Source organism: Azonexus fungiphilus, assembly GCF_003634965.1.
In the GTDB taxonomy this organism is placed as follows: domain Bacteria; phylum Pseudomonadota; class Gammaproteobacteria; order Burkholderiales; family Rhodocyclaceae; genus Azonexus; species Azonexus fungiphilus.
The window spans coordinates 88,448-114,535 of sequence record NZ_RBXP01000011.1 but is presented as its reverse complement, the minus strand read 5'-3'; the positions used below and the strand labels follow the sequence as shown (position 1 = coordinate 114,535).

Genomic DNA, 26,088 nt, shown 5'->3' with positions numbered 1-26,088 from the left:
GCGATGGCGACGACAGCGTTCACCGCCCTCGCCTGCCCGCTCGACGGCGCGCCGCTGGCGCCGGTCGATGGCGGCTGGACCTGCCCGGCCGGCCACCGCTACGACCAGGCTGCGCAAGGCTACGTCAACCTGCTGCCGGTACAGCACAAGCGTTCACGCGATCCCGGCGACAGCAAGGAAATGGTCGCCGCCCGCCGCCGCTTCCTGGAAGCCGGCCACTACCGGCCGATCGCCGAACTGGCGGCGCGCGCCGCCCTGACCGAGCTGCCGCCTGATGCCGCCTGCCTCGACGCCGGCTGCGGCGAAGGCTACTACCTGCGCCAGCTCGCCGCGGCAGCCGGCGCCACCGGAAAATCCCCGGCGCTGCTCGGCCTCGACATCTCGAAATGGGCCGTCCAGGCAGCGGCCAAAGCGCAGCGCGGGACGGCGACCTGGGTCGTCGGCAGCAACGCCCGCCTGCCGGTGCTGCCGGCAACGCTCGACCGCGTGCTCTGCCTGTTCGGCTTTCCGGTCTATCCGGAATTCGCCCGCGCGCTCAAGCCGGGCGGCCAATTGATCATGATCGACGCCGGCCCGGACCACCTGCGCGAACTGCGCGAGATCATCTACCCGACGCTGAAGCCGCCGCGCAGCGGCGAAGCGCCGCTACCCGAGGGGTTTGCCGCCGCTCCCGGCGATAGCCTGTGCCAGACACTGACGCTCAACGATGCGGCCAGCATCGCCGACCTCCTGGCGATGACCCCGCATCTCTACCGGGCGACGCCCGAGGGGCGCGCCCGCGCCGCCGCGCTGCAAACGCTGACGCTGACGGTCGACGTCCGCCTGAGCCGTTTTCTGCGGATCTAGGCGGTCGACCGTCAACGTCGCCGGTCGGCTGCGTCTCAGAACCGGTAGTTGCCGCTCAGGTAGAAGAAGCGGGTCGGCGGATCTTCCAGCGAATACATCGCGCCCCAGTTGTCGGGGGCGCGCTGATCGAACAGGTTGGTGACGCCGGCAGCCAGCGAAAAGCGCTTGTCGATGCGATAGCCGACCTTGAGGTCGGTGGTGCCGTAGTCGCTGGAGACGTTGAGGCCGCGGACGGTGTTGTGGCTGTTGTAGTAGTTGAAGTAATAGCGCCCCTGCAGGTCGGCGCTCCAGTCGCCGCGGGCGTAATGCACGCTGGCCCGGGCGATGCTGCCGGGGCGGCCGGTCAGGCGGGCACCGCTGAGGTCGTTGCGCGCCTCGAGATGCTCGTAGGCGCCGCGCAGCGTCCACGCCTCGCCGATCTGCCAGGCGCCGCTGAGTTCGACGCCCTCGATCGTCACCTGGCCGAGATTGGTATACACCGAGCGCGAGGTGACGCCGGCCGGATCGCCAGCCTGGCGCGGCGCCGAGATGGTGGTGATCAGGTTCTTGCTGCGCGTCCGGTACACCGCCAGATCGACCTTGAAGCGCTCGCCGCCATAACCGGCAGCAAGTTCGTAGCTGCGGCTCTCCTCGGGCACCAGGCTGGCATCGCCGACGATCAGGAAGCGCCCGCGGACGAAGGTCGCGTACTGCTCGAGCACGGTCGGCGCCCGGAAGGATTCGCCGTAGCTGGCGCGCAGGCGCCAGTTGCCCGGGGCGTACTGCAGCGACAGCCGCGGCGTCGTGGCGTCGCCGAATTCGTTGAAGCGGTCGTGGCGGATGCCGGCCAGCACGCTCCAGGCAGGATTGAGGCGGATGTCGGCCTGGGCGAGCAGGTAACGATTGCTGCGGTCGCCCGTCTGGCTGGTGTTGTTGGCGATGCTCAGCCGGTCATGCTGCTCGCCGGCGCCGACGGTCAGCGTATGTTCGCCAAACGGCAGGACATAGCGGGCGGCGTACTGAGTCTGGGTGTAGTCGGTGGCCTCGATCAGGGGATAGGCGCGGGTCGTCTTCGCCTCGCTGCGGCCGAGCGACGCGTCCAGGCTGAGAATGCCGGGGCCGACTTCGCCGCTGTAGCCGAGGCTGCCGTAGTCGCGATCCTCGCGCTCGTAGGCGTTGAAGCGGGTGAACGGCGCGCTGCTCAGCTGTCCCGGGCTTTCGTCGTCCTGGCGGGTGTGCTCGAGGGTCAGCCGCAGCTTCTGCCCGGGCGCCAGCTGCGCCGATCCCTGGTAGTTGACGTAGGTTTCATCGACGCCCTTGAGATCGGCCGCGTAGCTGTCGCGGTTCACCCGGTACTCGTCGCGATTGCGCTGCTCGACGCTGAGCCGGTGGGTCAGCACTTCGCCACCGTACTCGAGATGGCCCTTCCACAGATCGGTCTCGCGCTGGCGCCCCTGCGACTGGCCGTAGGTGACCGAGACGCCGCCGTGCAAGCCGCTGCCCAGCCGGGGCTGGCGGGTGATGACGTTGATCACGCCGCCGGAGGCGTCGGCGCCGTAGAGTGCGGACATCGGGCCGCGGACGATCTCGATCTGCTCGACATCCTCGGTGCCGTAGAGGTTGATGTCGCGCGAGCCGTATTTCTGGGTACGCCGCATGCCGTCGAAGAGGATCAGCGTGCCGCTGCCGGTCATGCCGCGCATGCTCACCGAGCTGTTCAGCGAGCTGCCGCGGGTGTCCACGCCGACCGCCTGGTCGAGCGAATCGAGCAGCGAAACCCCGGGCGTCGCCTCGATTTCGCGGCGGCCGACGACCTGGACGCTGGCCTGGACATCGCGGATGTCCTGGGCGTAGCTGGCGGCGGTGACGACGACGGTGGACAGGATGCCCGCCTCCTCGGCGGCCAAAGGCGCGGCAAGCGCGAGCAGGATGGCGGCGCTGAGCGGATGCAGGCGCGGCAGAACGGATGGATCTTGGTTTTTCATGGAATCAGCAGGTTGCAGTGAAAACAGTCAGTCCGCACCGGCGCGGAAGACAAGGGGAAAGACCGGCGCCCGGGGCGTCCGCCACCGCCGCCAATGCATGAGCAGCGCCGCGAGCAGGACGCAGAGCAGCACCAGCAGCGCGGCCAGCGGCGACAGAGTGGCGATCCGCCGGCAGCCGATGAGCAGCAGCACGACGGCGGCCCCCTGGCGGAGCAGCCCGGCCAGCCACGGCTGGTCGCCGCGCAGATGGCCGCCGAGGCTGGCGCAGGCGGGAATCAGGACGAGCATCGGGGTGAGCAGCGCCCCGAGACCGAAGACCAGGCCGAGCAGCGCGCCCTGCCCGGCCGACGGTCCGGCCGCCGCGGTCGCCAGCAGCGTGGCCAGCGGCGCGCAGGGAATCAGCGTCAGGGCGACGCCGAGCAGGAAAGGCGGAAAACTGGCCAGTTTTTGCGGTCGACCGCAAACGGCGTGGTGTTTCTGCGGCGGCGCCGCCAGCAGCAAGGCAGTCAGGCAGGCGACGCCGCCGATGACCAGGTTGCCGAGGCCGCCGGCCAGCCATTTGACGAAACCGGCGCCGACCAGCCCGGCCAGCCCGCCGAGCATCGCATAGGCGAGCAGGCGACCGCCGAGGAAAAGCCCGGTATCGACCAGCCCGGCGCGCCGGCCGCCGGCCTTGCCGAAGGCCAGCGTGCCGATGAACGGCAGGCAGGTCGCGGCGCAGGCGGTCAGCCCGAGCGAGACGCCGAGCAGGAAGACGGTCAGCAGCGAGGTCGGGGTTTCAGCCGGCATGGGTTTCCCGCGCTGGTTTGCGCACGATGCGTATCGGCTTGACCTCGCCTTCCGGCGTTTCGCCGCGGACCCGTTTCTTGTAGTAGTCGCGGGCCGAGGAGAAGAGCGCCAGCGGCCCGAACTTGATGCCGATGACGCCATCGTCGGGACAGAACTCGGCGCAGCGTCCGCACAGCGTGCAATCTTCGTTGAAGGCCCGTCGGCCGTGCGCGTGGTGGATTTCCGGGATGTCCATCGGACAGGCCCTGGTGCAGATGCCGCACTTGTCGCATTTGCCGTGTTCGACCTTGCTCAGGCGCAGCAGCGCGGCGTGCCGGGCGACGGCGTTGAGCGCCAGCATCGGGCAGATGCGGCAGAACGGCTGACGCACCGCCAGCGCGGCGGCGACGACGAAGCCGGCGAGCAGGTTGCCGACAATGCCGAGACCGAGACTGAAGCCGTCGGCACCGGTACGGATCGCCAGTTCCTCGGTATTGGCGGTGAGCAAGGTGGTGACGATGCGCGACGGGCAGATGTCGCAATACGGGTTGCCGGCCGAATGCGGCGCGTAGCCGAGGCCGGCAAGCAAGGGAACGACGAAGACCAGGGCGAGCAAGACCAGCCATTTCACCGGGCGCAGCCAGCGCAGCTTGCCGGCCGGCACCGGCGTCATGGCGAAACCGAGGCGGCGGCCAAGACGGAACAGCCATTCCTGCACCGTCCCCAGCGGGCAGACCCAGGCGCAGAAGGCCTTGCCGAGAACGAAGAAGAACAGCAGGAAGGTGCTGAAGGTGACGAACACCGGGATCAGCACCTGCACTGTGACCTGCTGCGCCCGCGCCATCACCGCGCCGACGCGGTGGTCCATCTGGTGCTGCAGCGGCACCAGCACGCAGTAGCCGCCATTGACGCTGTCGTAGGCGCAGGACAGCGCCGGCAGTGCGGTGGAAATCTTCTGCGCCGCGTAGCTGCCGACGAGCAGGCCGCCATAGACGCTGAGGGCAAAAGTCAGCAACTGCACCAGGAAGCGCAGCCGCGACAGCGTCGGCGCCGCCTGCTTGAGCAAGTCACGCATCTTTCTTCTCCTTGCGGCGCAGCAGCGGCACGGCCAGGAGCATGCCCAGCGCGAAGACGCCAGCGCCCAGGGCCAGGCTGCGTTCGCGCATCCGGTCGGGGTTGTAGACGTGGTTGTAGGTGGTCAGATGGCGCTTGCCGCCGGCTTCGTGCTCGACGGCGAGGACGAAGGCCTGGCGGGCGTTGATGCCCTCCTTCGCGGTCAATCGTTCGGGCCGGAAATCGTGCGGGAAGACCACCTCGGCGATGCCGTCCGCGTCGGCTTCGAACTGCCGCCGGCTGCCGCCTTCGGTTTCCAGCGTCAGCGGCTTGCCGGGCAAGGCCTGGTTGTCGTGACGCAGCAGGAAGCGCCAGCGGCTGCCTTCGCGCGTGCCGCCATGCTCCTGCAGGCGCAGGGGAACGATCTCGAGGCCGCCGCGCGGAGCGCGCAGCATCTCGGTCGGCACCCGGTGCCGGGCCGGGAAAAAGTAATGGGTGGCGGCGCGCACGACTTCGCTTGCGTTCTCGCGGGTCGCCATCAACCACAGGTGGCCGCCGCTCCCCATCTGCGCCTTGCTCACCGTCCAGCCACCGGCCGCCGCGTCGAGGACGACGGCAGCCGGCGCTTCCGGCGTCTGCAGGACGACGTGCTCGAAGGCGCCACCGACCGCGCTAACCCGCAGGCCCGGGGCCGCACCGCGCGTCATCGTGACCAGCAGCTGCGGATGACGGGTCCACGCCGCCGGTTCGAGGTGATCGCCATGCTCGCCATGAGCCTGCGCGGCAGCGCCGCCGGCACTCAACAGAAGCGCCAGCAGCGGGATGAAGGAGAAACGGAATCTGGGCATTGCATACGCCGAAAGTCAGAAGGCGCGCAATGGTTACACAGCGTTACATCGCTGGGAATGCGACAAGTTGTCGCACTAAGTGCATGATTATTTGATTTAATTGATCCAGGTCAACTTGCCCGGATCTGACGGTCGACGGTCAGATCCGGGCAAAAACCGGTTCAGCAGCGGGCCAGCAGCAGCGAGCCCTTCTCGCGCGGATCGAGGTCGATGCGTTCGATAGCGGCAAAACCCGCTTCGCCCAGCCAGTCGCGGTAGTCGGCTTCGCGGTGGATCTGCGTGCCGGTCTCGTAGAGCAGCGTCAGCTTGAAGGCGGCATGGTAGGCGCCGGGCGGCTGGTCGTCGAGGTATTCGTGGATCACCAGCAGGCCGCCGGGCTTGAGGCTGTCGCGGATGCGCCGGATGACGTGGCGGTTGTCGTCGGCGCCCTGGTTGTGCGCGACCGAGAGGTAGAAGACGAGGTCGAAGCCCTGGCCCCAGTCGAACTCGAGAACGTCGCCCGGGGTCAGCGCGATGCGTTCGGCTAGGCCGTGGGCGGCGATGGTCGCCGGCGTCTCGCTCAGCGCGCTGGGCAGGTCGACGATCTGCGCGCTGAGTTGCGGATAGCGCTCGCAGAAGCGGATCGAATGCAGGCCGTGCGAGCCGCCGAGATCGAGCAGGCGGCGCTGCTCGTCGCCTACCGGCACACGCGCCAGCAAGTCGGGGCCGAGGTCGCGGGCGAACGCGCCCATGTAGGCGGAAAACCGCTCGCCGAGCTGCGGCCGCGCCTGCATCGCCTGCCACAGCGTGGTCTGCGGCCCGCCGCGGCGCACCGCACCGGCCAGCTCACCCAGCATCGGCCAGGCTTCGGCGGTCCACAGCAGGCCCGGCGTGTAATCGACGGCGCCGCGTGAGGTGAACCAGCGCTGGGTCAACGCCGTGTTGGCGTAGGCCTCGCCCTGGCGTTCGAGATAGCCGATGGCGACCAGGAAATCGGCCAGCGTCGCGATGCCGCGCGCCGACGCCTGCAGCTGCCCGGCCAGTTCGCCGGCGGCCAGCGGCCCGGCGGCGAGCGCTTCGAACAGGCCGAGCTGGCCGGCCGAGACGATGGCCGCCGATTTCATCATCGGCATATAGACGTCGAGCATCGCCAGCTCGGCGTCACCGCTTGGCAGGCAGACGTCGGGCTTGGCCGACATCAGAGCAGCGTCTCGATCGCCGCCCGCAGCGCCGCGTCGTCGGGCGCGGTATCGGGCGAGAAGCGGCCGACGACGCGCCCCTCACGGTCGACCAGGAATTTTTCGAAATTCCACAGCACGTCGCTGGCGTTGGCCGGCAGCATGTTGTAGCCGGCGAGCTTGGCGCGGAAATCGCTGCCGGCCGGGAAGACGGTTGCCGGCGCCGCGGCGATCAGCGCCGCGTAGAGCGGATGGCGCGGCGCACTGTTGATCTGCAGCTTGGCGAACAGCGGAAAGCTGACGCCGTAATTGCTGCTGCAGAAGGCGCCGATCTCCTCGGGTGTGCCCGGTTCCTGGCCGGCGAAATCGTTGCATGGGAAGCCGAGCACCTGGAAACCGCGCACCGCCAGTTCCCGGTGCAGCTTTTCCAGGCCCTCGTACTGCGGCGTCAGGCCACAGCGCGAGGCGACGTTGACCACCAGCAGCACTTCGCCGGCGTGGTCGCGCAGGCTGGCCGGGCGGCCGTCGAGGCTGTTTAGCGGAATGTCGTAGAGGCTGTCGTTCATTGTTTTCTCCTGGGTTGGCGGACGCCGCTTGGAGTCCGCGAATGGCCGCTGCGTTCCCGGCACGTCGCCGCGCTACACTGGCGGGCATGAAGATTCCCGCGATTCCGCCCGACGAAATTGAATTCACTGCCATTCGCGCTCAGGGCGCCGGCGGGCAGAACGTCAACAAGGTGTCGAGCGCCGCCCACCTGCGCTTCGACATCACCGCCTCGTCGCTGCCGGAAGCCGTGCGTGCCCGCCTGCTGGCGCTCGACGACCGGCGCATCAGCAAGGACGGCGTGCTGGTGATCAAGGCGCAGGAATTCCGCAGCCTCGAAAAAAACCGCGCCGAGGCGCTGCGCCGGCTGGAAATGCTGGTCGCCGCCGCCTGCGTCGAGGCCAAGGCGCGCCGGCCGACCCAACCGAGCCGTGGCGCCGTCCGCCGCCGTCAGGAAGCCAAGCGCCGGCATTCGGCGCTGAAGGCAGCGCGTCGCGGCGGCGACGACTGACTCAGGCAAGCCGCGCCAGCGCCTGCAGCGCTTCGCGATAGAGATGCGGGTCGGCATAGCACCGGGTATCCGCCGGCAGCAGCCGGGCGACGCGCTCGCCGCGGCGCGCATCGATTTCCGGTTGCCAGCCGGCGAGTACCTGGGCGACGGCGTCCGGTGCGTTGCAGACGAGCAGCATGTCGCAGCCAGCGGCCCAGGCGGTCTGCACGCGCGCCAGCATGTCGCCGACGACGCCGGCACCGGCCATCGACAGATCGTCGGTGAAAACAACCCCGTCAAACTTCAAGTCGTTTCTCAAATAACCTATCCATTTATTTGAAAATACAGCAGTATTGCAGTCGAAACATTCGTAGATGACATGCGCCGCCATCACCGCGTCGAGTACCAGTTCGCGGTAGGGGCGCAGGTCGTCGGCCATCGCCGCGAGCGGCCGGTCGTCGATCGGCAGCTCGACATGCGAGTCGGGAATGACGTAGCCGTGGCCGGGGAAATGCTTGCCGCAGGTGCCCGTACCGCCGGCTTTCAGCCCCTCGCCGAGGGCACCGGCGAGTGCAACGACGACCGCCGGGTCGCGGTGGAAGGCGCGGTCGCCGATGACGCGCGACGGGCCGTAGTCGAGGTCGAGCACCGGCGTGAACGAGTAATCGACGCCGCAGGCGCGCAGTTCGGCGGCGAGCACGAAACCGGCGGCGCGGGCGGCTGTCAGCGCGGCAGCCGGATCGCTGTCGTGCAGCTGGCCGAGGGCGCGCATCGGCGGCAGCCGGGTGAAGCCCTCGCGGAAGCGCTGCACCCTGCCCCCTTCGTGATCGACGGCGATCAGCAGGCGCGGCTCGCGCAGCGCGTGGATTTCATCGCACAGCGCTGTGAGCTGAGCGCGGTCGCGGTAATTGCGGGTGAACAGGATGATGCCGCCGACCAGTGGGTGGCACAGGCGTTCACGGTCGAGGTCGGTGAGTTCGGTGCCGGCGATGTCGATCATCAGCGGACCGGGCAGCTTGGCGCTCATGCTTGCTCCAGCAAAACGTAGGCGACGGCGTATTCGGCTTCGTCGCTGATCGAAAGGTGAACGGTCAACCGCCGGTTTTCGACAATTTCCGCCAGTTGACCGTGAAAGTGAAACACCGGCTTGCCCAGTGCGTCGTGGCCGACGGCAATCGCCGGCAGCAGCACCGGCGGCCGCACGCCAGTGCCGAAAGCCTTGGCAAAGGCCTCCTTGGCGGCGAAGCGCTTGGCCAGGAAGCGGCCCTTGTCGGCGGCACGCGCGAAATCGTCCAGCTCATCCGGCGCCAGCAGCTTGTCCAGCGCCTTGTCGCCGTGCCGTTCCCACATGCCGCGCAGCCGGGCGACAGCGACGATGTCGGTGCCGATGCCGACGATCATTCCGCTTCCGGATTCGCCGCGGCAGCGACCATCAAAGCCTTCATCTCGCGCACCGCCTCGCGCAAGCCGACAAAGACGGCGCGGCTGACGATGGCGTGGCCGATGTGCAGTTCGCGGATGCCGGCCAGTCGGGCGACCGGCTGGACGTTGTAGTAGTTGAGCGCATGGCCGGCGTTGAAGCGCATGCCGAGCTGGCGGATAGCACGGCCGGCGACGCGGATTTTCTGCAGTTCGGCGAGCACCGCCGGCGCCTCGGCATCGCGGCCTTTCTCGTAGAAGGCATGGGCGTAGGGGCCGGTGTGGATCTCGCAGACGCTGGCACCGATCCGCGCCGCCGCCTCGATCTGCGGGATTTCGGCGTCGATGAAGACGCTGGTGGTGATGCCGGCGTCGCGCAGGCGGGCGATCACGTCCTTGAGGCGAGCCTCCTGGCCGACGATGTCGAGGCCGCCCTCGGTGGTCACCTCGTGCCGCCCTTCCGGCACCAGCATGGCCATTTCCGGCCGGGTCGCGCAGGCGATGCCGACCATCTCGTCAGTCGCCGCCATTTCCAGGTTGAGCTTGATCTGCGTCGTTTCCTTGAGCCGGCGGACGTCGGCATCCTGGATGTGCCGGCGATCCTCGCGCAGATGGACGGTGATGCCATCGGCACCACCCAGATGCGCCTCGACAGCGCCCCAGACGGGATCGGGTTCGTAGGTGCGCCGGGCCTGGCGGACGGTGGCGATGTGGTCGATGTTGACGCCGAGTTCGATCATAGTTCCTGCAACTCCTTGAAAATCTTGCGGGTTTCCAGTTCCTGGCCGCCCAGGTAATAGCTCAGCAGCGTGCGCATCAGCGTCTTGGCCTCGCCACGCGAACGCGGGTTGGAGAAATCGCCGGCGCCAAGATCGAGCAAGCTGCTGCCGCGCACCACCTGGGCATCGGCTTCGGCATGCGCCAGACGCACCGGCCCCTGCTCCATCCGGTAAGTGTAGAACGCCTCGGCGACAATCGGCTCGCCGGCTGCATCGTGGTCGAGCATCAGGCCATAACCGAGTTCCTGCAACAGCGCCTTCTCGAAGCTGCGCAGATCGCCCTCGCGGGTCGCCGCGTCGCTGTGCGCGGCCAGGCGCTGCAGGGTTTCGGCGTAGCGGGCGAACAGCGTCTGGTGCGCGTCCTCGCGCGGCAGCAAATGCATCAGCAACTCGTTCAGGTAGTAGCCGCAGAACAGCGCCTCGCCGCCGAGCAGCGGCTGGCCGCCGACCCATTCGGCCTTCATCAGCGTCAGCACCTCGCCCTTGCCGGCCCAGCCGATTTCCAGCGGCTGGAAACCCATCAGCAGGCCGCGGATCGCCGCCCGCGGCCGGCGGGCGCCGCGCGCCAGAAGCGCCATGCGGCCGAAATCGCGGCTGAAGACTTCGACGATCAGGCTGGTCTCGCGAAACGGCATGCTGTGCAGCACGTAGGCGGGCTGGCCGTCGACCTTGCTGCGCAGACTCATGGCGAGATGGCCCAGGTAAGGGGATTACTCGTAGCCGAGGCTCTTGAGCAGGCGTTCGTCGTCGTTCCAGCCCGACTTCACCTTGACCCAGACTTCGAGATAGACCTTGCCGTCGAACAGCCGCTCCATGTCCTGGCGCGCCTCGCTGGCGATGCGCTTGAGCGATTCGCCGCCCTTGCCGATGACGATCGCCTTGTGATTCTCACGGTCGACGACGATGGCAGCGTAAATTCGGCGCAGGTTGCCCTCGACCTCGAACTTCTCGATCTCGACGGCGGTGGCGTACGGCAGTTCGTCGCCGAGCAGGCGGAAGACCTTCTCGCGGATGTATTCGGCGGCGAGGAAGCGTTCCGACTTGTCGGTCAGGTCGTCCTCGGGGAACATCAGGCCCTCGTTCGGCAGGTGCTTGCGCGCCTCCTTGAGCAGGTCCTGCGTCTGCCGGCCCTTGGCAGCGCTGACCGGAACCACGGCGGTGTAGTCGAAATCGGCCGAGACTTCGGCGAGGAAAGGCAGCAAGGCTTCCCGGCTCTTCAGCAGGTCGGTCTTGTTGATGACCAGGATCACCGGCCGGTCCTTCGGCAACAAGCGGACGACCGCCTTGTCCTTGGCGTCGTAGCGGCCGGCCTCGATGACGAATAGGACGAGATCGACGTCGTTCAAGGTCTGCGTCACGCCACGGTTCATCGCCCGGTTCAGCGCGTTCGAGAACTTGGTCTGGAAGCCCGGCGTATCGACGAAGACGAACTGGGCGTCGGCTTCGGTCAGGATGCCGGTGATGCGGTGCCGGGTGGTCTGCGCCTTGCGCGAGACGATGCTGATCTTCTCGCCGATCAGGTGGTTGAGCAGCGTCGACTTGCCGACGTTGGGGCGGCCGACGATGGCGATGTAGCCGGAGCGGATTTCGGTCATGGATTGAGGGCTTTCAAGGCCGCTTCGGCGGCATTCTGTTCGGCGATGCGGCGACTGCTGCCAACACCTTGGGAGCGCAGCGCCGGCTGATCGATCTCGCAGGCAACGACGAAGGATTGTTCATGGGCGGCGCCGCTGGTTTCCAGCAGGACATAGCGCGGCAGCGGCTTCTTCCGGCCCTGCAGCCATTCCTGCAGGCGGGTCTTGGCGTCCTTCTGGAACTGGCCGGGCTTGAGGCCGGCGAGCAGCGGCGCGTAGAGCCGGGCGATGACTTCGCTGGCAGCACCAAAGCCGGCATCGAGATAGACGGCGCCGAAGACGGCTTCGAGGGCATCGGCGAGGATCGACGGACGGGCCGCCCCGCCGCTTTTCAGTTCGCCCTCGCCGAGGCGCAACAGCGTGCCGATGCGCAGCTGCTGGGCCAGGCCGTGCAGCGTTTCCTGGCGGACCAGGTTGGCGCGCAGCCGTGACAGGTCGCCCTCGGGCAACTCGGGAAAACGGCGGTACAGGAGGTCGGCGATCACGCAATCGAGGATGCCGTCGCCGAGGAACTCCAGGCGCTCGTTGTTGGGCGTGCCGAAGCTGCGATGGGTGAGCGCGGTGCGCAGCAGCACCGGATCGGAAAATACGTGGCCGATCTCCAGCGGAGGAATCTTCGCGGTCATGCCTATTCCGCGGTCGTCCCCTTGTAGTCGATCACCAGGCTGACGTTGGCGAACAACGGGATGCGCTTTTCGTAGGCGAATTCGATGACCACCTGGCCGCGATCCTTGAAGATCTCGAGGTTCTTCGAGGAGAAATCCAGGTGATCGACCTCGGCGAATTTCTCGAAGGAGCGGCGCAGCTCGGCCACGGTTGCGTCCGGCGTCGCCTTGGCGACTACCGCCTTGGTGTCCTTGAGAATCTTGTAGTACTCGATGACGCTCGGCGTCACCTTCAGGCCGAGCACTGCCACGAGGACCAAGACGAGGCTCCAGAAGAGCAGACCGGAAAGCGCTACGCCACGTTGCTGTTTCATGGTTTCCACCTTATCTGAATGCACCGATGCGGCTGAAGTCGCTGAAGTTCAGCCAGATGAAGAAGGCCTTGCCGACGATGTTGGCCTCCGGCACGAAGCCCCAGGCCCGGCTGTCGCGACTGTTGTCGCGATTGTCGCCCATCATGAAGTAATGACCGTCCGGCACCTTGCAAATCACGCCGCTGGCATTGTAAGTGCAATTTTCCCGGTAGGGAAAGGCGGATACGCCAGGCACGAAATCCGGTGCATCGGTGTCGTTGAGGATGCGATGCTCGACCTCGCCGAGCATCTCGGTGTACTGCTCGGAATAGTAGAGACGCTCCGAATGCAGGTAATCGCCGATACGCTTCATCTCGACCGGCTTGCCGTTGATCGACAGTTGCTTGTTCTGGTAGGCAACGGTATCGCCGGGCAGGCCGACGACGCGCTTGATGTAGTCGAGCGAAGGATCTTCGGGGTAGCGGAAGACCATCACGTCGCCGCGCTGCGGCTGGTTGATGTCGATGATCTTGGTGTTGATCACCGGCAGGCGGATGCCGTAGGTGTACTTGTTGACAAGAATGAAGTCGCCGACCAGCAAGGTCGGGATCATCGACCCCGAGGGGATCTTGAACGGCTCGAAAAGGAAGGAGCGGAGCACGAAGACGATCAGGATCACCGGGAAGAAATCGGCGCCCCACTCCACCCACGGGGGCTGCTTGTCGCTGGCGGCGCGCAATTTCCGGAACTTGAGAATGTCCACCGCATACAGGATGCCGGTGATGACGGTCAGGACGAGGAGGATCAGGGCGAAGTTCATGCGGTATCTCAGTTATCGACGCGCAGCACGGCGAGGAAGGCTTCCTGCGGGATTTCCACCGAACCGACCTGTTTCATGCGCTTCTTGCCGGCCTTCTGCTTTTCCAGCAGCTTCTTCTTGCGGGTGATGTCGCCGCCGTAGCACTTGGCCAGCACGTCCTTGCGCATCGCCTTGACGTTCTCGCGGGCGATGATGTGCGAGCCGATGGCCGCCTGGATGGCGACGTCGTACATCTGGCGCGGAATCAGCTCACGCATCTTCGACGCCAGTTCGCGGCCGCGGTACTGCGAATTGGAGCGGTGCACGATCAGCGACAGCGCATCGACCTTCTCTCCATTGATCAGGATGTCGAGCTTGACCACGTCGGCGGCGCGGTATTCCTTGAAATCGTAGTCGAGCGAGGCATAGCCCTTGGAGCAGGACTTCAGCTTGTCGAAGAAATCCATGACCACTTCGGCCATCGGCATTTCATAGACCAGCTTCACCTGGCGGCCGTGGTAGTGCATGTCGACCTGGTTGCCGCGCTTCTGGTTGCACAGCGTGATGACGTTGCCCAGGTAGTCCTGCGGCACGAAGATGGTGGCGGTGATGATCGGCTCGCGCACTTCCTCGACCTTGCTGACTTCCGGCAGCTTGGCCGGGTTCTCGACCTGGATCACCGAGCCGTCGCGCTGGACGACCTCATAAACCACGGTCGGCGCGGTGGTGATCAGGTCCTGGTCGAACTCGCGCTCCAGGCGTTCCTGGACGATTTCCATGTGGAGCAGGCCGAGGAAACCGCAGCGGAAGCCGAAGCCCAGCGCCTGCGAGACTTCCGGCTCGTACTGCAGCGAGGCGTCGTTGAGCTTGAGCTTTTCCAGCGCTTCGCGCAGCGAGTCGTACTGGTTCGACTCGACCGGGTAGAGCCCGGCGAACACCTGCGGCTTGATTTCCTTGAAGCCGGGCAGCGGCTCCGGCGCTTTACGGTCGGCCAGGGTGATCGTGTCGCCGACCTTGGCGGCTTTCAGCTCCTTGATCCCGGAGATCACGAAACCGACCTCGCCGGCCTTCAGCGAAGGGCGCTGCAGGGATTTCGGGGTGAACACGCCGACCTGTTCGCACAACTGGGTGGCGCCGGTGGACATGAAGTAGAGCTTGTCCTTCGGCTTCATCTCGCCTTCGACGACACGCACCAGCATGACGACGCCGACGTAGTTGTCGAACCACGAGTCGATGATCAGCGCCTTCAGCGGCGCGCTGACGTCGCCCTTGGGCGGTGGCACGCAGGCGATCACGGCTTCGAGGATGTCCTCGACGCCGAGGCCGGTCTTGGCCGAAGCGAGCACCGCGTCGGTGGCGTCGATGCCGATCACGTCCTCGATTTCCTGGCGGGCGTTGTCCGGGTCGGCCGACGGCAGGTCGATCTTGTTGAGCACCGGCACCACCTCGACATCGAGGTCGAGCGCCGTGTAGCAATTGGCCACCGTCTGTGCCTCGACACCTTGCGAGGCATCGACGACCAGCAGTGCGCCTTCGCAGGCCGACAGCGAGCGCGAAACCTCGTAGGAGAAGTCGACGTGTCCCGGCGTGTCGATCAGGTTCAGGTTGTACACCTTGCCGTCACGCGCCTTGTACTGCAGCGCCGCCGTCTGCGCCTTGATGGTGATGCCGCGCTCGCGCTCGATATCCATCGAATCGAGCACCTGCGCCTCCATTTCGCGATCGGACAGGCCGCCGCAGAGATGGATGATGCGATCGGCCAGGGTCGATTTGCCGTGGTCGATGTGGGCGATGATGCTGAAGTTTCTGATGTGGTCCATTGCAGGCAGTAAAAAAGGGCGCTAACGGCGCCCTTAGCGATTCGGAAGACCCTGAATTCTAGCGGATTCCAGCCAAATATTCACGGGTTTTGGCCTCGTCCAGGAAGTAGTGACAGAGCTCGGTTTCGCCATGCAGCAGCACCGGCACCAGTTCGTCGTATCTGGCTTCGAGCGCCGGATCGGCATCGACATCGACCACCGTCACCGTCGCCCCGAATTCCGCCGCCAGCGGCGCCAGCGCCGCCTCCATGTCGTGGCAGAGGTGACAGTAGCCGCGGCTCATCAAGGTCAGTTCAATGGTTGGCATTCGATCCCCGGATGGTGACAAAGGTTTGCAGGTCGCCGCGACGGATCAGCAGGGTGATGTTGGCGTTCCGGTCGAACTGGCCGAGCAGCCTGCTGAACTGTTCGACCGACTTGAGTTCGGTGGCACTGCCGCGACTGATCAGGGCAAGCAGCACATCACCCGGGCGCAGCTCGGCGCGGGCACCGGCCGAGCGCACTTCCTCGACCAGCAGGCCGCCATCGACACCAAGCTCGCGCCGTTTTTCCGGCGCCAACTCGGCCACCACCAGCCCCAGCCGGTTGGCCGCCTGCGGCTGCGCCCGCCCCTTGCGTTCCGGACGGGCAGGCTCGGCCCGTTCGTCGACCATCTGGCCGACCGTCACCGCGATCTCGCGCAACTTGCCCTGGCGCCAGACCTGGACCAGCGCCCGCGTCCCCGGCCGGGTCGCGGCGACCAGGCGGGGCAGCTCGGCCGAGCTGTTCACCGTCTTGCCGTCGAACCGGAGAATCACGTCGCCGGCGGCAATGCCGGCTTTCTGCGCCGGCCCGTCTGGCTCGATGGCATTGACCACGGCGCCCATCGGGCGAGCCAGACCGAGCGACTCGGCCAGCTCCTTGCTCACCTCCTGGATGACCACGCCGAGCCGGCCGCGACTGACTTTCCCGGTCGACCGCAGTTGTTGCTGGATTTCCATCGCGACATCGATCGGAATCGCGAACGAAACCCCCATGTAACCGCCGCTGCGGCTGTATATCTGGGAATTGATGCCGACCACCTCGCCATTCAGGTTGAACAGCGGCCCGCCGGAGTTGCCCGGATTGATCGCCACATCGGTCTGGATGAAAGGCACGTAATTTTCCTGCGGCAACGCCCTGCCCTTCGCCGAAACGATACCGGCCGTGACCGAGTTGTCGAAACCGAAAGGCGAGCCGATCGCCACCACCCATTCGCCAACCTTGAGCCGCGTCGGGTCGCCGAGCTTGACGACGGGCAGCCCGGCGGCATCGATCTTGAGCAGGGCGACGTCGGTACGCTTGTCGGCACCGACGAGCCTGGCCTTGAACTCGCGCTTGTCGGTCAGGCGAACGCTGACCTCGTCGGCGCCATCGACAACGTGGGCGTTGGTCAGGATGTAGCCGTCGGCACTGATGATGAAACCCGAGCCAAGCGACTTGCTCTCGAATTCTCGTGGCGTGCCGCCGGCCCCCGGCTGGCGCGGAAAAAAGCGCTTGAACAGCTCGAAAGCCGGGTCGTTCTCGTCAAAGGGCAGCGGCAGTGCCTGGCTCCGCGCCAACTGGCTGGTGCCGATATTGACGACGGCAGGCCCCTGGCGTTCGGCAAGCTCGCTGAAATCGGGCAGGCCGCGCACCTGCGCTGCGGCCAGGCCGCAGCACAGACAAAGGGCGACGACGGCGAGGAGCCGCTTCATCGTGGCACGGCCTCGCTGGCCGGGGCATGGCGAGCAACGATGCGCGGCTGGGTTTGACGGTCGACGGGCGAATTTCGCGTTTTTCTGGCGAGCAACCAGTACGCCAGCACCAGGCCGAGGCCGCCGCCGATGATCGCCCCAGCGTCACCGGCCAGCGCCTTGCCGGCCAGCGCACCGCCGATCAGGCCGAGCAGCGGCATGCCGTAGGCCAGGTTGGCGCCACGCCGCAGACTGCCGGCCGCGACCTCGACAGTGACCTGGTCGCCAACCTGGACACCGATGTCGTTGGCCACGTAGTAGCGGCGCGGACCGCTGCAGAAGGCCTGGGTCAGGTGCTGGCCACCGCAGCCACCTTTTTCGTGACAACGCCCGCAGCCGCCCTGGGCAACCTCGACATGGGCGCCGTCGGCGTCCACCGCACGGACCACGGCGCGGATCGTGCTCGCTTCGCCCTGCATCACCAGCGCCGGTCGGGAGCCGTGTCGAGCAAGGGCCGCAGCTTGCCGGCGACTGCCTCGCGGGCCCGGAAGATGCGCGAACGGACGGTACCGATCGGACAGTTCATGATGCCGGCGATTTCTTCGTAGGACAGCCCCTCGATCTCGCGCAGCACGATCGCCGTGCGCAACTCTTCGGGCAGGGCGTCCATCGCGCTGTTCACGGTCTGGCCGATCTGCTTCGACATGAGCAGGCTTTCCGGCGTGTTGATGTCGCGCAGCAACGCGGCATCCTCGAATCCTTCGGCTTCGTCGGCGTCGAACTCGGTCGAGGTCGGCGCCCGGCGGCCCTGGGAAACCAGATAATTCTTGGCGGTATTGATCCCGATCCGGTACAGCCAGGTGTAGAAGGCGCTGTCGCCGCGGAACGACGGCAAGGCGCGGTAGGCCTTGATGAAAGCCTCCTGCGAGACATCCTCGACTTCTGCCGCATCGCGGATGTAGCGCGACAACAAGCGCCCCAGCTTGCGCTGGTACTTGTTAACCAACTGGTCGAAGGCGGTCTGATCGCCGCCTTGCGCCCGTTCGACCAGCAACTGATCGACCTCGCGCTCGCTCATGACTCTGTTTTTCCCCGGGGAATGTTCTTGTGAGGCGCAGTATAACGCAGCCGATTTGGGGTCCGCCCCTGCGACTTATCCTTAATTGTGATTTTCTGTAACGGTCTGAATCGTTTCCTGCGTGCTATATTGCGGCCCGGATTCATCTTCTCCGGGAACCATCGTGCTCAACTTTGATGTGCTCATCATCGGCAGCGGACTTGCCGGCCAGTCGGCCGCGCTGCGCCTGGCGGACCATTGCCGGGTCGCCTTGATCAGCAAGCGCAAGCTCGAGGATTCGGCTTCCGGATGGGCCCAGGGCGGCATCGCCGCAGTACTCGACAACCGCGACTCGATCGAGGCCCACATCCAGGACACCTTCGTCGCCGGCGCCTGGCTGAACGACGAAAAGGCCACCCGCTTCGTCGTCGAGAACGGCCGCCGCGCCATCGAATGGCTGATCGAGCAAGGGGTCCCCTTCACCAAGGACGAGTCCGGCTACCACCTGACCCGCGAAGGCGGCCACAGTGCGCGCCGCGTCATTCACGTCGCCGATGCGACCGGCGCCGCGGTCCAGCAGACGCTGACCGAGAAAGTGCGCAAGCACGCCAACATCCGGGTTTTCGAAGACCATATCGCGGTCGACCTGATCACCGGCACGAAAATCGGCACCGGCGAGAATCGCTGCCACGGGGCCTACGTCCTCGACAGCCAGTCCGGCGAGGTACTGACCATCGGCGCCGCCAGCACGCTGATCGCCACCGGCGGCGCCGGCAAGGTCTATCTGTTCACGACCAACCCCGACACCTCGACCGGCGACGGCATCGCGATGGCCTGGCGGGCCGGCTGCCGCGTCGCCAACATGGAATTCATCCAGTTCCACCCGACCTGCCTGTACCACCCGAAGGCCAAGTCCTTCCTGATTTCCGAAGCGGTACGCGGTGAAGGCGGCCTGCTCAAGCTGCCCGACGGCACCCGCTTCATGCCCGAGCACGACGAACGCGAGGAACTGGCGCCGCGTGACATCGTCGCCCGCGCCATCGACTTCGAAATGAAGAAACGCGGCCTCGACTGCGTCTATCTGGATATCTCGCACAAGGGCGAAGCCTTCATCCGCGAGCATTTCCCGAACATCCACGCACGCTGCCTGGAACTCGGCATCGACATCGCCCGCGAGCCGATCCCGGTGGTCCCGGCAGCCCACTACACCTGCGGCGGCGTCGTCTGCGACCTCAGCGGCCGCACTGACGTCGCCGGCCTCTATGTCGCCGGTGAAGCGTCTTGCACCGGCCTGCACGGGGCCAACCGGCTGGCCTCGAATTCGCTGCTCGAATGCCTGGTCTTCTCGGAAGCCGCGGTCAGCGATATGCTGGCGCAGAAAACCACCCTGCCGCCGGCCCTGCCGCACTGGGACGACAGCCGCGTCACCGACGCCGACGAGGAAGTGGTCATCTCGCACAACTGGGACGAACTGCGCCGCTTCATGTGGGACTACGTCGGCATCGTGCGCACGACCAAGCGCCTGAAGCGCGCCGAACACCGCGTCCGCCTGCTCAAGCGCGAGATCAACGAGTTCTACGCCAACTTCCGCGTCAGCCATGACCTGATCGAACTGCGCAACCTGGTGCTGACCGCCGAGTTGATCATCCGTTGCGCCATGCTCCGCCGCGAAAGCCGCGGCCTGCACTATTCGCGCGATTACCCGGAAACGGCGAAAAAGCCGCGCAACACGGTCCTCAGGCAGCGCCGCCGCGCCAGCGCAGGAAAACTCGCAGGCGCCTGAAATCTTCTCGCGAAAGACTGTCGACCGTCAGCGTCAGCAGGGCCCGACGGCCGTCCGCGGCGCGCAGTCGCACCACCAGCAAGGCAGGATGCAGCAGCGCTCCGGGCTCGGTCTCGACAGCCACGAAAGCCGTTTCGGCGACCCGGCGGATTTCCAGCCCACCATCGGCAAGCAGGCGCAAGGCCTCGACCTGCGGCCGCAACCCGCGCCAGGCCAGAGCACCGCTTAAACCACCAAGCAGCAAGATCCCTGCGGACCACGGCGAATGCCCGGGAAGCAACAGCCCCGCCGCCAATACCAGCAGCAACACCAAGAGTAGAACATCGTCGATAAAACGCGAACGGTGCAGCCCGATCGTGATCGGAAGCTGCATCGTTCGTACGCCGGAACGAAATCCGGGGACCTAGACCCGCTTGAACACCAGCGAGCCGTTGGTACCGCCGAAGCCGAAGTTGTTCTTCAGCGCCACGTCGATCTTCATCGGCCGCGCCTGGTTCGCGCAGTAATCCAGATCGCACTCCGGATCCTGATTGAAGATGTTGATCGTCGGCGGCGAGATCTGGTGATGGATCGCCAGCACCGTGAACAAGGATTCGACGCCGCCGGCGCCACCAAGCAGGTGACCGGTCATCGACTTGGTCGAATTGACGACGATCTTGTAGGCGGCATCGCCGAAAGCGGCCTTGATCGCGTCCGATTCGTTCTTGTCGCCGAGCGGGGTCGATGTGCCGTGCGCATTGACGTACTGGACGTCGGCCGGCGTCACGCCGGCGTTCTTCAGCGCATTGACCATCGAGCGGCGCGGGCCGTCCATGTTCGGGGCGGTGATGTGGTAGGCATCGGCACTCATGCCGTAGCCAGCCACTTCGGCGTAGATCTTGGCGCCGCGGGCCTTGGCGTGCTCGTACTCCTCGAGAACCAGGACGCCGGCGCCCTCGCCCAGCACGAAACCATCGCGGTCCTTGTCCCACGGACGGCTGGCGGTGGCCGGGTCGTCGTTGCGGGTGGACAGCGCGCGGGCGGCACAGAAGCCGCCGAGACCGAGCGGCGAAACCGTCGATTCGGCACCGCCGGCGACCATCACGTCGGCATCGCCGTATTCGATGATGCGCGCAGCTTCGCCGATCGAGTGAGTGCCGGTCGTGCAGGCGGTGACGATCGACAGGTTCGGCCCCTTGAAGCCGAACTCGATCGACAGGTTGCCGGAGATCATGTTGATGATCGACCCCGGAACGAAGAACGGCGAGACCTTGCGCACGCCGGCCGCGTTGTACTCGTCCTTGGTGGCTTCGATCAGCGGCAGGCCGCCGATACCTGAACCGATGGCGACACCGACGCGCTCGGGATCGGCGACGCCCTCCTGGTCGAGACCGGCATCACGCACGGCCTGCATGCCCGCCGCCAGGCCGTAATGGATGAAGGTATCCATGCGGCGTGCGTCCTTGGCCGAGATGTACTGGGTGATGTCGAAATTCTTGACTTCGCCGGCAAACTGGACCGGGAAGGTGGAGGTGTCGAAACGGGTGATCGGCGCGATACCGGTACGGCCGGCAATGATGTTCTGCCAGCCTTCTTCGACGCTGTTGCCGACCGGGGAAATCAGACCCAGGCCGGTAATGACGACTCTGCGACGTGCCAAGATGTGCACTCCGAAAGCAAAAGTGACAAGGCCGGCCTAGCGGGCCGGCCTTGTCGGGTTCAAACCGGAATTGGCTTACTGCTTGTTGGCGAGGATGTAATCGACAGCCTGCTGGACGGTCGTGATCTTCTCGGCCTGGTCGTCCGGAATTTCGCACTCGAATTCCTCTTCCAGCGCCATGACCAGCTCGACGGTGTCCAGCGAATCCGCGCCCAGATCGTCGACGAAGGAGGACTCGTTCTTGATGTCCGCTTCGTTCACACCCAGTTGTTCGGCGACGATCTTCTTGACGCGCTCTACGATGTTATCCATTCGAAAAACTCCTTCCCCTCGGGGTACGAAAAAAAACGTGTTGATTCTACCAAAAGCCGGGACTTGGTGAAATCAATCCATGAACATGCCGCCATTCACATGCACGGTGGTACCCGTGACATACGAGGCAGCGGGAGAAACCAGGAAGCCGACCGCACCGGCGACGTCTTCAGGCGTGCCGGCACGGGCCAGCGGAATCGAGGCCAGCATCGCGGCCTTTTGTTCTTCGGTCAGCGCATGCGTCATGTCGGTGGCGATGAAGCCCGGCGCGACGCAATTGACCGTGATGTTGCGGCTGCCCAGCTCGCGCGCCAGCGAACGGGAGAGACCGGCGACGCCGGCCTTGGCGGCGCAGTAGTTGGCCTGGCCGGCGTTGCCGGAATAGCCGACCACTGACGAAATATTGACGATGCGGCCGAAGCGCGCCTTCATCATGCCGCGCATGACGCCGCGCGACAGGCGGAAAACCGCCTTCAGGTTGGTATCGACAACCGCATCCCACTCGTCGTCGCCCATGCGCATCGCCAGATTGTCGCGGGTGATGCCGGCGTTATTGACGAGCACGGTGATGGCACCGAATTCCTTGGCAACATCGGCGAGCACGGCATCGGTCTGGGCGTTGTCGGTGACGTTGAGGACGACGCCGCGGCCCTTGATGCCGGCTTCGGCGAGGTAGACCGAAATCTGCCCGGCACCGGCTTCGCTGGTCGCCGTACCGATCACGGTGGCACCCTGGCGACCGAGTTCGAGGGCGATGGCGCGACCGATGCCGCGAGTAGCGCCGGTCACCAGCGCAATCTTGTCGTTGAGCATCGCTTACTCCAGGCCGAGGTTGGCTTCGATGGCCGCCGCGTCGGCCAGGGCGACCCCGGCGACACCGTCGGCACAGCGCTTGGTCAGACCGGCCAGGACCTTGCCCGGACCGCACTCTGCCACGGTCGACACGCCGATGGCGGCCATTTTCTGGATCGTCTCGACCCAGCGCACCGGGTTGTAGGCCTGGCGCACCAGCGCGTCCTTGATCCGGGCCGGATCGTTTTCGATCGCCACGTCGACGTTGTTGATCACCGGGATCTTCGGCGCCTGCAGCGTCAGCTCGGCCAGACGCGCCGCCAGCTTGTCGGCGGCCGGGCGGATCAGCGAGGAGTGGAACGGGGCCGACACCGGCAGCGCCTTGGCCATCTTGGCACCGCGCGCCTTGCAGGCGTCCATGGCGCGTTCGACGGCGCCCTTGTGGCCGGCAATCACGGTCTGGCCGTTGGCGTTGAAATTGACCGGCTCGACGATCTCGCCCTGCGCGGCTTCAGCACAGGCGGCAACGATGCCGGCGTTGTCCAGGCCGAGCACGGCAGCCATCGCGCCGGTGCCGAGCGGCACCGCTTCCTGCATGGCGGCAGCGCGCAGGCGGACCAGCGGCACCGCGTCCTTGAACTCGATGACACCAGCGGCGACCAGCGCCGAATATTCGCCCAGGCTGTGACCGGCGACGACGGCCGGCATCTTGCCGCCCTTCTCGCACCACAGGCGCCAGGCGGCGATACCGGCAGTGAGCATGACCGGCTGGGTATTGACGGTCTGGGTCAGAACTTCGGCCGGACCGTCGGCAACCATCGCCCACAGATCATCGCCAAGCGCGGCGGAAGCTTCGTCAAAGGTGGCGCGAACCACGGCGGCATCGCCGTAGGCCGCCATCATGCCAACACTCTGCGAGCCCTGGCCGGGAAATACGAAGGCAAAAGACATCGATCAGTCTCCTGTTATCAGAATTCGAGCAGGGCCGCGCCCCAGGTGAAACCGCCGCCAACGCCCTCGACCAGAACCTTCTGGCCGCGCTGGATGCGTCCGTCGCGAACGGCTTCGTCCAGCGCCAGCGGCACCGATGCAGCCGAGGTGTTGCCGTGGCGATCGACGGAAACGATCACCTTTTCCCGGTTGACCCCGAGCTTCTTGCCGGTGGCTTCGATGATCCGGATATTCGCCTGGTGCGGGATCAGCCAGTCGAGATCGGCGGTGGCGATACCGGCCTTGGCACAGACTTCTTCGGCGATGTCGGCGAGGACACGGACGGCGAACTTGAAGACGGCCTGTCCATCCATGCGCAGGAAAGGATCACCAGTCACCTGCCCGCCGCAAACCTGCCCGGGCACGTTGAGGATGCCGAACTGGCTGCCGTCGGCGTGCATCGCCGTCGCCATGATGCCCGGCGTCTCGGAAGCTTCGAGGACGACCGCACCGGCGCCGTCGCCGAACAGCACGCAGGTACCACGATCGTTCCAGTCGAGGATGCGCGAGAAAACCTCGGCACCGATGACCAGCGCCTTCTTGTGCGAACCGGAGGCGATGAATTTTTCGGCAATACCCAGGGCGTAGGTGAAACCGGCACAAACGGCCTGCACATCGAAAGCGGCGGCCCCCTTGTTGCCCAGCTTGCCCTGGATGATGCAGGCGGTACTCGGGAAGATGAAGTCCGGGGTCGACGTCGCAACGACGATCAAATCCAGATCGGCGGCAGCAACCCCGGCCATTTCCAGCGCCCGCTGGGCAGCAACCAGGCCGAGCTCGCTCGAGGTCGTGCCGGCTTCGGCCAGGTGGCGGCAACGGATACCGGTACGGGTGACGATCCACTCGTCGTTGGTATCGATACCCCGCGCCGCGAGGTCGTCGTTGCTGACGGGATTTCCCGGCAGGTAGCTGCCGGTACCGATCACGCGTGCATACATGTCAGGGAGTCTCCACGACCGCGGACGAAGCCGCGCTGCTTTGCGCCAGGCGCTCGCTGATCCGCTCGAGGACGCGATTCTCCGCCGCATCGAAGGCACGGGAAATGGCGTGACCAAAGGACAGCTCGTCGGCCGAGCCGTGGCTCTTCACCGAGATGCCCTTGAGGCCGAGCAGGATCGCGCCGTTGTAACGGCGATGATCGAAGCGCTTCTTGAAATTGTTGAGGACCGAAATGGCGATCAACGCAGCGATCTTGGTCAGCCAGTTACGCTTGAACTCGCTGCGCAACGACGACGCCAGCATCTGCGCCAGGCCTTCGGAGGTCTTCAGCGCGACATTGCCGACAAAGCCATCGCAGACGATGACATCGGCGTCGCCCTTGTAGATGCCGTCGCCTTCGACATTGCCGACGAAATTGAGACCGGAGCCGCGAAGCAGATCGGCGGCAGCCTTGACCACCTCATTGCCCTTGATCTCTTCCTCGCCGATGTTGAGGATACCGACCGTCGGCCGCTCCTTGTGCTCCATCGCCGCAACCAGCATGGCCCCCATGATCCCGAACTGGAGCAGATGCTCCGGCCCGCAATCGACGTTGGCACCAAGGTCGAGCATGTGCGTATGCCCATTCACCGTCGGCAACGGCGCACAGATCGCCGGCCGGTCGATGCCGGGAAGCATTTTCAGCACGAATCGCGAAATCGCCATCAGCGCGCCGGTATTGCCGGCCGAAACGCAGGCGTCGGCCTCGCCGGACTTGACGAGGTTGATCGCCACGCGCATCGAAGAATCCTTCTTGTTGCGCAAGGCGAGCGCCGGCGACTCGTCCATGCCGACCACTTCGCTGGCGTGAACGATGCGCAGACGTGAATCATCGGCCGAAGTGCCGAGCAGCGGACGCAGCACCTCCTCCTGACCAACCAGGACGAGATGGGCCGCCGGATGTTCTGCAAGAAAACGGATAGCCGCGGGCACCGTCACCGACGGCCCGTGGTCACCCCCCATGCAATCTATGGCGATGCGGGTTGTCATGGCAAAAGAAAAGGCAGGCACTCCCGAAGGAGCCACCTGCCCTTTATTGAACGATTACTCGCCCTTGGCCTTCAGAACCTTCTTGCCACGGTAGAAACCGCTCGGGGAAACGTGGTGGCGCAGGTGCGTCTCACCGGTGGTCGACTCGACAGCCAGCGGGGGTGCGGTCAGGAAATCGTGGGCGCGGTGCATGCCACGCTTGGACGGGGACTTCTTGTTCTGTTGAACGGCCATTTTGTTACTCCAAAAAAAATCAGTTCGGCTTGCCTTTGAGCCCGGCCAGCGCGGCGAACGGATTAACCCGATCACCAGCGCCGGACGCGCCAGGCAAACCACATCCATCATGTCGCGGCGCAACCGGCAGGGACAAGAGAATCTCGTCCTCGACCAACTCCGCCACATCCAGTTCCTTTTCCACCGGAAGGTAATCCCGGCTGTCGTCTTCCAGTTCGTCCTGCGACAGGTCGGCACCGGCCGGAACAATCTCCAGCACGCTGTCGACCGCCAGCTTGAAGTCGATGGCCTCCAGGCAACGCTGACACGCCAGCGGAATGCTTCCACCGACGGTCAGCCGCAGCATGGGTTCACCACGAGCACCCTTGAAACCTTCAAGATGCCAGGAGACTTCCCCGGCCACCTCGGCCAGCAGGTCATGCAGGCGCTCCAAGGCTGAAACCGCCAGTGTTCCTTTCAGAACACGCGCATCCCGGGCAAAGGCGAAGGCGTCATTGATCCTTTTCAAACCGAACCTGTTGCGACTTAAACGGGGAATGAT

Annotated in this window: 31 protein-coding genes; 3 read left to right on the top strand and 28 right to left on the bottom strand. The window is 65.7% G+C overall.

The window, feature by feature from the left end; genetic code table 11:
* The first annotated feature begins 3 nt into the window (after nucleotides 1-3).
* On the top strand, nucleotides 4-846 hold the full coding sequence (locus DFR40_RS03310; RefSeq protein ID WP_121457063.1) for a putative RNA methyltransferase: 843 nt from the start codon (nucleotides 4-6) through the stop codon (nucleotides 844-846).
* Between the two features lie 35 nt (nucleotides 847-881).
* Here DFR40_RS03310 and DFR40_RS03305 read toward each other — a convergent pair whose 3' ends face one another.
* The 6 genes from DFR40_RS03305 to DFR40_RS03280 all read right to left on the bottom strand — a co-directional run bounded on the left by DFR40_RS03305 (nucleotide 882) and on the right by DFR40_RS03280 (nucleotide 7,202).
* Entirely contained in the window at nucleotides 882-2,810 is a 1,929-nt protein-coding gene (locus tag DFR40_RS03305; RefSeq protein WP_121457062.1) for a TonB-dependent receptor plug domain-containing protein, read from the bottom strand.
* Nucleotides 2,811-2,837: 27 nt separating this feature from the next.
* On the bottom strand, nucleotides 2,838-3,599 hold the full coding sequence (locus DFR40_RS03300) for an urease accessory protein UreH domain-containing protein (protein ID WP_121457061.1): 762 nt from the start codon (nucleotides 3,597-3,599) through the stop codon (nucleotides 2,838-2,840).
* Nucleotides 3,589-4,653 (bottom strand): 4Fe-4S binding protein, encoded by a 1,065-nt coding sequence (locus tag DFR40_RS03295; RefSeq protein WP_245985588.1) that lies wholly within the window; start codon nucleotides 4,651-4,653, stop codon nucleotides 3,589-3,591. Before DFR40_RS03295 ends, DFR40_RS03300 begins: the two co-directional genes overlap by 11 nt.
* On the bottom strand, nucleotides 4,646-5,479 hold the full coding sequence (locus tag DFR40_RS03290; RefSeq protein WP_121457059.1) for a hypothetical protein: 834 nt from the start codon (nucleotides 5,477-5,479) through the stop codon (nucleotides 4,646-4,648). The genes DFR40_RS03295 and DFR40_RS03290 overlap by 8 nt, the downstream gene beginning before the upstream one ends.
* 161 nt (nucleotides 5,480-5,640) lie before the next feature.
* Nucleotides 5,641-6,657: a methyltransferase gene (locus tag DFR40_RS03285; protein WP_121457058.1), complete on the bottom strand. Its 1,017-nt coding sequence runs from the start codon at nucleotides 6,655-6,657 to the stop codon at nucleotides 5,641-5,643.
* On the bottom strand, nucleotides 6,657-7,202 hold the full coding sequence (locus DFR40_RS03280) for a glutathione peroxidase (RefSeq protein WP_121457057.1): 546 nt from the start codon (nucleotides 7,200-7,202) through the stop codon (nucleotides 6,657-6,659). The genes DFR40_RS03285 and DFR40_RS03280 overlap by 1 nt, the downstream gene beginning before the upstream one ends.
* 41 nt (nucleotides 7,203-7,243) lie before the next feature.
* On the opposite strand from DFR40_RS03280, the gene arfB reads away from it, so the two are divergent.
* Nucleotides 7,244-7,690 (top strand): alternative ribosome rescue aminoacyl-tRNA hydrolase ArfB, encoded by a 447-nt coding sequence (gene arfB / locus DFR40_RS03275; RefSeq protein ID WP_425453927.1) that lies wholly within the window; start codon nucleotides 7,244-7,246, stop codon nucleotides 7,688-7,690.
* A gap of 1 nt (nucleotide 7,691) precedes the next feature.
* Here arfB and nagZ read toward each other — a convergent pair whose 3' ends face one another.
* Genes nagZ through rpoE form a run of 13 tightly spaced genes read right to left on the bottom strand, consistent with a single transcriptional unit; the run spans nucleotide 7,692 to nucleotide 17,850 of the window.
* Nucleotides 7,692-8,696, bottom strand: a complete 1,005-nt coding sequence (gene nagZ / locus DFR40_RS03270) for a beta-N-acetylhexosaminidase (RefSeq protein ID WP_211329715.1) — start codon at nucleotides 8,694-8,696, stop codon at nucleotides 7,692-7,694.
* Nucleotides 8,693-9,070, bottom strand: coding sequence for a holo-ACP synthase (acpS, locus tag DFR40_RS03265; protein ID WP_121457056.1), 378 nt, complete (start codon nucleotides 9,068-9,070; stop codon nucleotides 8,693-8,695). The genes nagZ and acpS overlap by 4 nt, the downstream gene beginning before the upstream one ends.
* Nucleotides 9,067-9,828 (bottom strand): pyridoxine 5'-phosphate synthase, encoded by a 762-nt coding sequence (locus DFR40_RS03260; RefSeq protein ID WP_121457055.1) that lies wholly within the window; start codon nucleotides 9,826-9,828, stop codon nucleotides 9,067-9,069. Before DFR40_RS03260 ends, acpS begins: the two co-directional genes overlap by 4 nt.
* Nucleotides 9,825-10,553 (bottom strand): DNA repair protein RecO, encoded by a 729-nt coding sequence (gene recO, locus DFR40_RS03255; protein WP_121457054.1) that lies wholly within the window; start codon nucleotides 10,551-10,553, stop codon nucleotides 9,825-9,827. The genes DFR40_RS03260 and recO overlap by 4 nt, the downstream gene beginning before the upstream one ends.
* 24 nt (nucleotides 10,554-10,577) lie before the next feature.
* Nucleotides 10,578-11,462, bottom strand: a complete 885-nt coding sequence (gene era / locus DFR40_RS03250; RefSeq protein WP_121457053.1) for a GTPase Era — start codon at nucleotides 11,460-11,462, stop codon at nucleotides 10,578-10,580.
* A complete protein-coding gene (gene rnc / locus DFR40_RS03245) occupies nucleotides 11,459-12,127 on the bottom strand; it encodes a ribonuclease III (RefSeq protein WP_121457052.1) in 669 nt (222 codons plus the stop codon). The genes era and rnc overlap by 4 nt, the downstream gene beginning before the upstream one ends.
* A 2-nt stretch (nucleotides 12,128-12,129) precedes the next feature.
* A complete protein-coding gene (locus tag DFR40_RS03240) occupies nucleotides 12,130-12,480 on the bottom strand; it encodes a DUF4845 domain-containing protein (protein WP_121457453.1) in 351 nt (116 codons plus the stop codon).
* 10 nt (nucleotides 12,481-12,490) lie between these two features.
* The gene (gene lepB / locus DFR40_RS03235; protein WP_121457051.1) at nucleotides 12,491-13,279 is read right to left on the bottom strand and encodes a signal peptidase I; all 789 of its coding nucleotides are present in this window, start codon (nucleotides 13,277-13,279) and stop codon (nucleotides 12,491-12,493) included.
* Nucleotides 13,280-13,287: 8 nt separating this feature from the next.
* Entirely contained in the window at nucleotides 13,288-15,078 is a 1,791-nt protein-coding gene (gene lepA / locus DFR40_RS03230) for a translation elongation factor 4 (RefSeq protein ID WP_121457050.1), read from the bottom strand.
* Between the two features lie 58 nt (nucleotides 15,079-15,136).
* Complete coding sequence (locus tag DFR40_RS03225; protein ID WP_121457049.1) at nucleotides 15,137-15,385, bottom strand: glutaredoxin family protein; 249 nt, start codon at nucleotides 15,383-15,385, stop codon at nucleotides 15,137-15,139.
* The gene (locus tag DFR40_RS03220) at nucleotides 15,372-16,793 is read right to left on the bottom strand and encodes a DegQ family serine endoprotease (protein ID WP_121457048.1); all 1,422 of its coding nucleotides are present in this window, start codon (nucleotides 16,791-16,793) and stop codon (nucleotides 15,372-15,374) included. The genes DFR40_RS03225 and DFR40_RS03220 overlap by 14 nt, the downstream gene beginning before the upstream one ends.
* Entirely contained in the window at nucleotides 16,790-17,251 is a 462-nt protein-coding gene (locus DFR40_RS03215; RefSeq protein ID WP_121457047.1) for a SoxR reducing system RseC family protein, read from the bottom strand. The genes DFR40_RS03220 and DFR40_RS03215 overlap by 4 nt, the downstream gene beginning before the upstream one ends.
* Nucleotides 17,251-17,850, bottom strand: a complete 600-nt coding sequence (rpoE, locus tag DFR40_RS03210) for an RNA polymerase sigma factor RpoE (RefSeq protein ID WP_121457046.1) — start codon at nucleotides 17,848-17,850, stop codon at nucleotides 17,251-17,253. The genes DFR40_RS03215 and rpoE overlap by 1 nt, the downstream gene beginning before the upstream one ends.
* Nucleotides 17,851-18,013: 163 nt before the next feature.
* On the opposite strand from rpoE, the gene nadB reads away from it, so the two are divergent.
* A complete protein-coding gene (nadB, locus tag DFR40_RS03205; RefSeq protein WP_425453926.1) occupies nucleotides 18,014-19,612 on the top strand; it encodes an L-aspartate oxidase in 1,599 nt (532 codons plus the stop codon).
* Here the strand turns inward: nadB and DFR40_RS03200 are convergent.
* From DFR40_RS03200 to DFR40_RS03160, 9 genes are all read right to left on the bottom strand, one after another.
* On the bottom strand, nucleotides 19,566-19,985 hold the full coding sequence (locus DFR40_RS03200) for a protein YgfX (protein WP_121457045.1): 420 nt from the start codon (nucleotides 19,983-19,985) through the stop codon (nucleotides 19,566-19,568). The genes nadB and DFR40_RS03200 overlap by 47 nt on opposite strands.
* A gap of 30 nt (nucleotides 19,986-20,015) precedes the next feature.
* Nucleotides 20,016-21,251, bottom strand: a complete 1,236-nt coding sequence (gene fabF, locus DFR40_RS03195; protein WP_121457451.1) for a beta-ketoacyl-ACP synthase II — start codon at nucleotides 21,249-21,251, stop codon at nucleotides 20,016-20,018.
* Between the two features lie 75 nt (nucleotides 21,252-21,326).
* Nucleotides 21,327-21,563 carry an acyl carrier protein gene (acpP, locus tag DFR40_RS03190; protein ID WP_028995618.1) on the bottom strand — a complete coding sequence of 79 codons (237 nt, stop codon included), beginning with the start codon at nucleotides 21,561-21,563 and terminating at the stop codon, nucleotides 21,327-21,329.
* Between the two features lie 72 nt (nucleotides 21,564-21,635).
* A complete protein-coding gene (gene fabG, locus DFR40_RS03185; RefSeq protein ID WP_121457044.1) occupies nucleotides 21,636-22,376 on the bottom strand; it encodes a 3-oxoacyl-ACP reductase FabG in 741 nt (246 codons plus the stop codon).
* A 3-nt stretch (nucleotides 22,377-22,379) separates the two neighbouring features.
* Nucleotides 22,380-23,306 (bottom strand): ACP S-malonyltransferase, encoded by a 927-nt coding sequence (gene fabD, locus DFR40_RS03180; RefSeq protein WP_121457043.1) that lies wholly within the window; start codon nucleotides 23,304-23,306, stop codon nucleotides 22,380-22,382.
* A 17-nt stretch (nucleotides 23,307-23,323) separates the two neighbouring features.
* A complete protein-coding gene (locus DFR40_RS03175; RefSeq protein ID WP_121457042.1) occupies nucleotides 23,324-24,283 on the bottom strand; it encodes a beta-ketoacyl-ACP synthase III in 960 nt (319 codons plus the stop codon).
* Nucleotide 24,284: 1 nt separating this feature from the next.
* A complete protein-coding gene (gene plsX / locus DFR40_RS03170; RefSeq protein WP_121457041.1) occupies nucleotides 24,285-25,313 on the bottom strand; it encodes a phosphate acyltransferase PlsX in 1,029 nt (342 codons plus the stop codon).
* A 54-nt stretch (nucleotides 25,314-25,367) separates the two neighbouring features.
* Entirely contained in the window at nucleotides 25,368-25,547 is a 180-nt protein-coding gene (gene rpmF / locus DFR40_RS03165) for a 50S ribosomal protein L32 (protein ID WP_121457040.1), read from the bottom strand.
* 19 nt (nucleotides 25,548-25,566) lie between these two features.
* Complete coding sequence (locus DFR40_RS03160; protein ID WP_121457039.1) at nucleotides 25,567-26,055, bottom strand: YceD family protein; 489 nt, start codon at nucleotides 26,053-26,055, stop codon at nucleotides 25,567-25,569.
* Between the last annotated feature and the right edge of the window lie 33 nt (nucleotides 26,056-26,088).

Excerpts from the sequence above, each read along its gene's own strand:
- DFR40_RS03260 (WP_121457055.1), bottom strand. The coding sequence starts at position 9,828 with ATGATCGAACTCGGCGTCAACATCGACCACATCGCCACCGTCCGCCAG.
- fabG (WP_121457044.1), bottom strand. The coding sequence starts at position 22,376 with ATGCTCAACGACAAGATTGCGCTGGTGACCGGCGCTACTCGCGGCATC.
- lepA (WP_121457050.1), bottom strand. The coding sequence starts at position 15,078 with ATGGACCACATCAGAAACTTCAGCATCATCGCCCACATCGACCACGGC.
- nagZ (WP_211329715.1), bottom strand. The coding sequence starts at position 8,696 with ATGAGCGCCAAGCTGCCCGGTCCGCTGATGATCGACATCGCCGGCACC.
- lepB (WP_121457051.1), bottom strand. The coding sequence starts at position 13,279 with ATGAACTTCGCCCTGATCCTCCTCGTCCTGACCGTCATCACCGGCATC.
- DFR40_RS03285 (WP_121457058.1), bottom strand. The coding sequence starts at position 6,657 with ATGTCGGCCAAGCCCGACGTCTGCCTGCCAAGCGGTGACGCCGAGCTG.
- acpP (WP_028995618.1), bottom strand. The coding sequence starts at position 21,563 with ATGGATAACATCGTAGAGCGCGTCAAGAAGATCGTCGCCGAACAACTG.
- era (WP_121457053.1), bottom strand. The coding sequence starts at position 11,462 with ATGACCGAAATCCGCTCCGGCTACATCGCCATCGTCGGCCGCCCCAAC.
- DFR40_RS03290 (WP_121457059.1), bottom strand. The coding sequence starts at position 5,479 with ATGCCCAGATTCCGTTTCTCCTTCATCCCGCTGCTGGCGCTTCTGTTG.
- recO (WP_121457054.1), bottom strand. The coding sequence starts at position 10,553 with ATGAGTCTGCGCAGCAAGGTCGACGGCCAGCCCGCCTACGTGCTGCAC.
- arfB (WP_425453927.1), top strand. The coding sequence starts at position 7,244 with ATGGCCGCTGCGTTCCCGGCACGTCGCCGCGCTACACTGGCGGGCATG.
- DFR40_RS03220 (WP_121457048.1), bottom strand. The coding sequence starts at position 16,793 with ATGAAGCGGCTCCTCGCCGTCGTCGCCCTTTGTCTGTGCTGCGGCCTG.
- DFR40_RS03300 (WP_121457061.1), bottom strand. The coding sequence starts at position 3,599 with ATGCCGGCTGAAACCCCGACCTCGCTGCTGACCGTCTTCCTGCTCGGC.
- DFR40_RS03240 (WP_121457453.1), bottom strand. The coding sequence starts at position 12,480 with ATGAAACAGCAACGTGGCGTAGCGCTTTCCGGTCTGCTCTTCTGGAGC.
- rpmF (WP_121457040.1), bottom strand. The coding sequence starts at position 25,547 with ATGGCCGTTCAACAGAACAAGAAGTCCCCGTCCAAGCGTGGCATGCAC.
- DFR40_RS03200 (WP_121457045.1), bottom strand. The coding sequence starts at position 19,985 with ATGCAGCTTCCGATCACGATCGGGCTGCACCGTTCGCGTTTTATCGAC.
- acpS (WP_121457056.1), bottom strand. The coding sequence starts at position 9,070 with ATGATCGTCGGCATCGGCACCGACATCGTCGCTGTCGCCCGGCTGCGC.
- rnc (WP_121457052.1), bottom strand. The coding sequence starts at position 12,127 with ATGACCGCGAAGATTCCTCCGCTGGAGATCGGCCACGTATTTTCCGAT.
- DFR40_RS03215 (WP_121457047.1), bottom strand. The coding sequence starts at position 17,251 with ATGCAGGGCGAAGCGAGCACGATCCGCGCCGTGGTCCGTGCGGTGGAC.
- DFR40_RS03225 (WP_121457049.1), bottom strand. The coding sequence starts at position 15,385 with ATGCCAACCATTGAACTGACCTTGATGAGCCGCGGCTACTGTCACCTC.
- fabD (WP_121457043.1), bottom strand. The coding sequence starts at position 23,306 with ATGTCTTTTGCCTTCGTATTTCCCGGCCAGGGCTCGCAGAGTGTTGGC.
- DFR40_RS03175 (WP_121457042.1), bottom strand. The coding sequence starts at position 24,283 with ATGTATGCACGCGTGATCGGTACCGGCAGCTACCTGCCGGGAAATCCC.
- plsX (WP_121457041.1), bottom strand. The coding sequence starts at position 25,313 with ATGACAACCCGCATCGCCATAGATTGCATGGGGGGTGACCACGGGCCG.
- DFR40_RS03280 (WP_121457057.1), bottom strand. The coding sequence starts at position 7,202 with ATGAACGACAGCCTCTACGACATTCCGCTAAACAGCCTCGACGGCCGC.
- rpoE (WP_121457046.1), bottom strand. The coding sequence starts at position 17,850 with ATGAGCGAGCGCGAGGTCGATCAGTTGCTGGTCGAACGGGCGCAAGGC.
- DFR40_RS03310 (WP_121457063.1), top strand. The coding sequence starts at position 4 with ATGGCGACGACAGCGTTCACCGCCCTCGCCTGCCCGCTCGACGGCGCG.
- DFR40_RS03305 (WP_121457062.1), bottom strand. The coding sequence starts at position 2,810 with ATGAAAAACCAAGATCCATCCGTTCTGCCGCGCCTGCATCCGCTCAGC.
- DFR40_RS03295 (WP_245985588.1), bottom strand. The coding sequence starts at position 4,653 with ATGCGTGACTTGCTCAAGCAGGCGGCGCCGACGCTGTCGCGGCTGCGC.